The organism is Pedobacter sp. 10L46_2, from assembly GCF_056395165.1.
The window spans coordinates 1-6,160 of the sequence record NZ_JBFTIZ010000111.1 but is presented as its reverse complement, the minus strand read 5'-3'; the positions used below and the strand labels follow the sequence as shown (position 1 = coordinate 6,160).

Annotated in this window: 6 protein-coding genes; 2 read left to right on the top strand and 4 right to left on the bottom strand. The window is 36.7% G+C overall.

Annotated elements, in window-relative coordinates:
• Positions 1–108: 108 nt before the first annotated feature.
• The 4 genes from AC1DDX_RS13700 to AC1DDX_RS13685 all read right to left on the bottom strand — a co-directional run bounded on the left by AC1DDX_RS13700 (position 109) and on the right by AC1DDX_RS13685 (position 4,359).
• Positions 109–450, bottom strand: a complete 342-nt coding sequence (locus AC1DDX_RS13700; RefSeq protein ID WP_216854403.1) for a hypothetical protein — start codon at positions 448–450, stop codon at positions 109–111.
• A 46-nt stretch (positions 451–496) separates the two neighbouring features.
• On the bottom strand, positions 497–1,495 hold the full coding sequence (locus AC1DDX_RS13695; RefSeq protein ID WP_172661488.1) for an NAD(P)H-dependent glycerol-3-phosphate dehydrogenase: 999 nt from the start codon (positions 1,493–1,495) through the stop codon (positions 497–499).
• An 82-nt stretch (positions 1,496–1,577) separates the two neighbouring features.
• Entirely contained in the window at positions 1,578–2,918 is a 1,341-nt protein-coding gene (locus AC1DDX_RS13690) for an efflux RND transporter periplasmic adaptor subunit (protein WP_477622158.1), read from the bottom strand.
• 70 nt (positions 2,919–2,988) lie between these two features.
• Positions 2,989–4,359, bottom strand: coding sequence for a TolC family protein (locus tag AC1DDX_RS13685; RefSeq protein ID WP_288882934.1), 1,371 nt, complete (start codon positions 4,357–4,359; stop codon positions 2,989–2,991).
• A 151-nt stretch (positions 4,360–4,510) separates the two neighbouring features.
• Between AC1DDX_RS13685 and AC1DDX_RS13680 the strand changes: the two genes are divergently transcribed.
• Together AC1DDX_RS13680 and AC1DDX_RS13675 are read left to right on the top strand one after the other, a co-directional pair.
• Positions 4,511–5,128, top strand: coding sequence for a polysaccharide deacetylase family protein (locus AC1DDX_RS13680; protein WP_172661491.1), 618 nt, complete (start codon positions 4,511–4,513; stop codon positions 5,126–5,128).
• A gap of 290 nt (positions 5,129–5,418) precedes the next feature.
• Positions 5,419–6,160: aconitase family protein (locus tag AC1DDX_RS13675; protein WP_477622157.1), on the top strand; the 742-nt coding region annotated here is incomplete at its 3' end.

Genomic DNA, 6,160 nt, shown 5'->3' with positions numbered 1-6,160 from the left:
GGCGGAAGACGTGAAGGCGGAAACGACAGAAAACGCAGATCTTAATTATAGATCTTCTTTATAAGAAAAAAGCCCTCCAGAAATTCTGGAGGGCTTTTTTATAGGCGCTTAATGTTTTACTGGTCTATCTTTAATCTCAGAAGCCTTAAGATACACCTTAGCTCCTTTTTTATTAATGTAATACTTCTTATTCTTGCCGTCAATATATACATCTGTGCCATCAGGTGCCATTTTCCCTTTATAGGTCTGATCAACAACTTTAGCACTGCCTTTTACAGCTACTTCAGCCGTTTTGTTTCCTACCTTTTTCGCTGTTTTGCCTATTGCTTTACCAGTTTTATCGAGTGCCCCGCCTACTGTTTCCTTTTTCTTATCCTGTGCATTACTGTTAAAAGAAACGGCTGTGCATAGCGCCAGAGCTAATAAGCCCATCGCAAATTTTGTTTTCATAGTTATCTGTTTATATAAAAAACAACTATATCMACATTTTGTTTACTTAATTGAGTTGCTCTGTAAGCAAGCGCATTTCAATATGGGGCGAATGCTTTTCGTATAGAATAGCATAAACAGCCCTGCTAATTGGCATATCAACCTTATATTTCTTGTTTACATGGTGCATAGAATTTACCGCATAATAACCTTCGGCTACCATATTCATCTCTAATTGTGCTGATTTTACAGTATAACCTTTGCCAATCATATTGCCAAAAGTCCGATTACGGCTAAATTGAGAATATGCCGTAACCAGCAAATCTCCTAGATAGGCCGACTCTTTAATATCCCTCGAAATGGGATGAACGGCATCTACAAATCTTTTAATCTCCCTGATAGCATTAGATATTAACACCGCCTGGAAATTATCTCCATAACCTACGCCATGGCAAATCCCACTGGCTACGGCATAAATATTCTTCAGAACAGCAGCATATTCAGTACCAAAAATATCATCAGAAATATTGGTTTTAATATACCTTGTGGCCAACAACCTTGCAAAGATTGCGGCAAGCTCCAAATTGGTAGAAGCAATAGTTAGATAAGACAATTTCTCCAAAGCAACCTCTTCTGCATGGCAAGGCCCGCTTATAACTACTATATCTTCATACGGCACATTATATTTTTGATTAAGAAATTCACCAATGATTAGATTTTCATCTGGTACAATCCCCTTAATTGCGGAAATGATCTTCTTTCCCTTTAATTGTTCCGGGCTCACACCATCCAGTGTCTCCTTTAAAAATGCTGCCGGCACATTCAAAATGATGTACTCTGCCTTTTCAATAATATCAGAGATATTGTTGGATATATTATCTTCAGGAATTCTGATTTCAACAGAACTCAGATAATTCGGGTTATGCTTATACTTCTGCAAATGCGTTATCGATTCCTGATTGCGCATCCACCAATAGATTTCCTTAGCAGTAAAATTATCTGAAAGCATTTTTATGATTGCAGTAGCCCAACTACCGCCACCAATCATTGCAACTTTAGGTATCATAACTTATAAATAAAAAACCCCGGTTTATTGTTTTAAACCGGGGGCAATTTACTTATTTTAAATGACTGATATCGCTTACTTTCTATTTGGGAGCAGCAAACAATTGATCCTTAGTGGTTTTTTCTACTTTCATACCATCCTTTAATCTGTTTTGAATTGCAGAGTAAGGACCTGTTACCACTTCCTGATTCGCTTTAAGCCCGGATTTAATAATGATGTATTGATCATTTTGAATTCCTGTAGTAACCTCAGTACGTTTTACTGTGCCATTATTAAACACATATACATACTGTTTAATGGTTTTATCAGAAAGCTTAGATTTTTGTTTGTCTACATTTTGATCATTATCAGCAGGCTTTTCGGCTTTAGACTTATCTTCTGTAAATACAGATTGAATAGGAATTGCTAACCCTTTTAAAGATTCACTTTCGATATCCACTGTTGCAGACATTCCTGGTCTGAATGGAGATGGAAGATCTTTTGCTCCTCCCTTAATATTACTATATGATTCAGCTAAAATACGAACCTTAACGTTGAAATTCGTTACCTGATCCACAGTGCTTGTTGCGGTACCCACATCTTTAGATGAACTTGCTATTTCAGTTACAATGCCTTTAAATTTTGTATCGGCAAATGCATCAACCTCTATAATAGAGCTATCACCAACATTTACCCTGTTAATGTCGTTCTCATTCACATCCACGTTTACTTCCATAGATGACAAGTTGGAAATACGCATAATCTCTGTACCTGCCATTTGAGCTGTACCAAGAATACGATCTCCCAATTCAACTGACAATTTAGAGATAACTCCATCAACCGGAGCGTATATAGTAGCTTTAGCAAGGTTAGCTCCTGCCTCTTTAACATTAGCACCACCTTCCTGCAAGCTGTATTTTGCACTGGTAACCATAGCTTTCAACCTGGCGATATCGGCTAAGGCACCAAAATATTGCGCTTTGGCGGCATCAAATTCTGAAGCTGAGATCACTTTTTTAGTAAAAAGTTCCTGACTTCTTTTATAGCTGGCTTCAGTATTATCAAAATTTGCATTGGCTTGTTTCAACWGTTGCTCTGCAGCCACTACCTGGGCTTTCTGAGTATTATTTGAAGCTACAGCTCTTTCAAATCCTGACTGAAGTACATCTGGCCTAACTTTAATCAGCAATTGGCCTTTTTTAACCACATCACCTTCTTTAACCAAAAGTTCAGTAACCTCACCCGATACTTCAGAGCTTAGTTTTACTTCAGTTTCAGGCTGTACTTTTCCACTGGCAGTAACCGTTTCAACAACTTTTCTGTCAGCCGCCTTTTCAATCGTCACCTTCTCGGTCTTATCTCCTCCTATTAAGCCGGTAAATTTTGCTACCGCCAATAATACGAGAATAACTCCTATTGCAATTAGTATGGGTTTTAGTTTCATTTGAGTTTATTTATTTTTTTATCATTTATAATCAAGGGGCAATAAATTGTGCGAATTTATTATGCTGCTCCTAGAAAACTATTTGTTTACCTAAGTAATAGTCAATCACCTTTGCTTTAAAAAGCAAATCATACTTAGCTCTGATCATGTCTATTTCTGCTTTATTCTTATTTGTTAACGAAGTGTTGTAATCTAAAGAGTTAACTAAACCAACGTTATAACGTTGCTCAATTACCGAAAAGGCCTCTTTTCTGGCATTAAAAGTATTGGTTGTAGATTCATAAGTGCTTCCGGCAGCCTTTAGATCGGCTACTGCCTGATAAATAATCTTATTTAAGTTGTTTTTTGTCAGCTGTTCATCAGCCTGAGTTTGCAAAAAGTTAATTCTTGCTTTCTTTACCCCTATTCTAGATTGTAAGCCATTGAATATTGGAATACTCAAACCTATACCAACTCCTTTCGAAACATTGTTTTTTATCTGGTTACTAAAAGACAGATTCTGAACATTTGCCGGAAGATTATAATTATAGTTATAAAAAGATCCATAACTTCCGCTTAAAGTTAATCGTGGGTATAAACTACCTTTTGCTACATCGATCCCCTTTTTTGCGGAAGCAGTTTGAAGTGCTGCTAGCTTAATATCTGGGAAAAGATTTATTGCATCTGAATATACTTGCTCTGCATTGTAATTTGTAGATGGCTTATTGAATTCAGCTAGTACCGGCGCCTGTACATCGTATTTTGTCGAAGAGGGAATATCCATTAACTGGGCCAGGGTCAAATAAGAAATGCTAAGTGCATTTTCTGCAGTAGTAACATCCAACTGTGCCGTAGCAGTTTGTGATTTAGATTCTGCTAAATCAGCAAGTGTTTTATTTCCAACATCCAAAAGTTCTTGCTGTTGTTTCTGTTGTTGCTGTGCTACAGATAATTGTTGTTTTGCAGCAGATAAACGATCCTTATTATACAAAATCTCCATGTAAGAGGTAATTACCTGAAGAATTAGATCATTCTTAATTTTATCCGTATTGGCTTTTCCTGCCTCAAGAAGTATTTTATTTTGTTTGATCTGGTTTATTTTTGAAAGGCCATTAAACAAATCAAAACCTAAACTTGCTCCCGGACTAAAGCTATAATTCTGCGTATTCTCATAAATACCCGTATTACCGAGATTATTACGTCCCCAGCCCATATTCTGATCAGCACCTGCATTCAATGTTGGATATAGCGCTAATTTTGATTGCTTCAAATTTTGACCGGCAAGATCCTCACTGTACTGTGATTTTTTTACCTGAAGGTTGTTATGTAAAGTTTCTTCTATTGCTTGTTGTATGGTAATAATCTCTTGAGCGTTAGATTTTTGCACAAAACCCGTAATAAAGATAAGAGAGAGTGCTAAGGTTAATTTGGGCAATGTACTATAAGGGTTAATTTTTTTCATAATTTAGTTTTCACAATATTAATATAAACAACTTATTCGTTTTGTAAATTTTCAGGTACAACAACTGCATTTTATTGCTTCTTCTCTTCCTCTATTTTCTCTTAAGGCTTAAAAGAAGCCAATAAAATTAAAATTTTCTCTAAGTTTGGGCATGTACCTGATAAAATCCCCGCTTTTATTAAAATGGTATTACCCATCATTAACCTGGCACAAGAACCGGGATCAAAAAGTTATTTATTTAACCTTTGACGATGGACCCATACCAGATGTTACAGACTTTGCATTAAAAACTTTAAAAAGCTTTAACGCAAAAGCAACATTCTTTTGCATCGGAGATAATATTCACAAACATCCTGATATTTTTGAGAAGATAAAGAACGAAGGCCATCGCATCGGCAACCATACTTTTAACCATTTAAAAGGATGGAAAACGCCGGATGAAATATACACTAAAAACTTCCAAAAGTGTCAGGAATTAACTAACACGAATTTATTTCGTCCACCTTACGGCAGAATTAAAAAATCTCAGATCACCAACATCCGTGCAATGAACCCGGAAACTCAAATCATTATGTGGGATGTACTTAGCGGCGATTTTGACATCAACCTGGCACCTCACAAGTGCTTCAACAATGTGATTAAGCATACAAGCAACGGGTCTATTGTAGTTTTTCACGACAGTTTGAAAGCCTACGACCGGATGTATTATGCATTACCAAGAGTGTTGAAACATTTTTCTGAACTGGGTTATCGTTTCGATTCTCTTTAATTTTTCATGATCTGAACAGCTAAGGTTAGGCCAAAACACAAAAACAATTTAACACCCTAAAAAACAGATAATTATAAGCACTACAAAAAATAAAAGTGTTCATAAATGGACAGCAGTGTTCAGAAATGATCGCAACTATTTTGCAGATATTTAAGCCATTAAGTCTGTTACATTATTTAGAATAGGTATAAATAATATAATGATATGCAGATGATGTCCTACCCCTGTTTTTTTTTGTAAATTCGCTACAAAATAATAAGAATAACTTACCCTTTTAACACATATTATCAATGGCTTTTGATATAGAAATGATCAAAAAGGTGTATGCAAACTTTGGCCCCCGCGTTGAGGCGGCCCGTAAATTAGTAGGCAGACCTTTAACACTCTCAGAAAAAATCCTTTACGCCCACCTTTGGGATGGAAATACAAATACCGCTTACACAAGAGGTACTGATTATGTAGATTTTGCTCCTGACCGTGTGGCCATGCAAGATGCTACTGCACAAATGGCTTTATTGCAATTTATGCAGGCAGGCAGACCAAAAGTTGCTGTTCCTTCTACTGTTCATTGCGATCACCTGATCACTGCAAAGAATGGTGCTGAAATTGACTTACCAGCTGCAAACACTGAAAGCAAGGAAGTATTTGATTTCTTAGCTTCGGTTTCAAACAAATATGGTATTGGTTTCTGGAAACCAGGTGCAGGTATTATTCACCAGGTTGTTTTAGAAAACTATGCTTTTCCGGGTGGAATGATGATAGGTACCGACTCTCACACTGTAAATGCAGGTGGTTTAGGTATGGTTGCGATAGGTGTTGGTGGTGCTGATGCTTGTGATGTAATGGCAGGATTACCGTGGGAACTAAAATTCCCTAAATTAATAGGCATCAAACTTACCGGAAAATTAAGTGGATGGGTATCTGCTAAGGATGTAATCCTTAAAGTTGCAGGTATTCTTACTGTAAAAGGTGGAACTGGTGCAATTGTTGAATATTTTGGCGAAGGCGCAACAAGCATGAGCTGTACCGGTA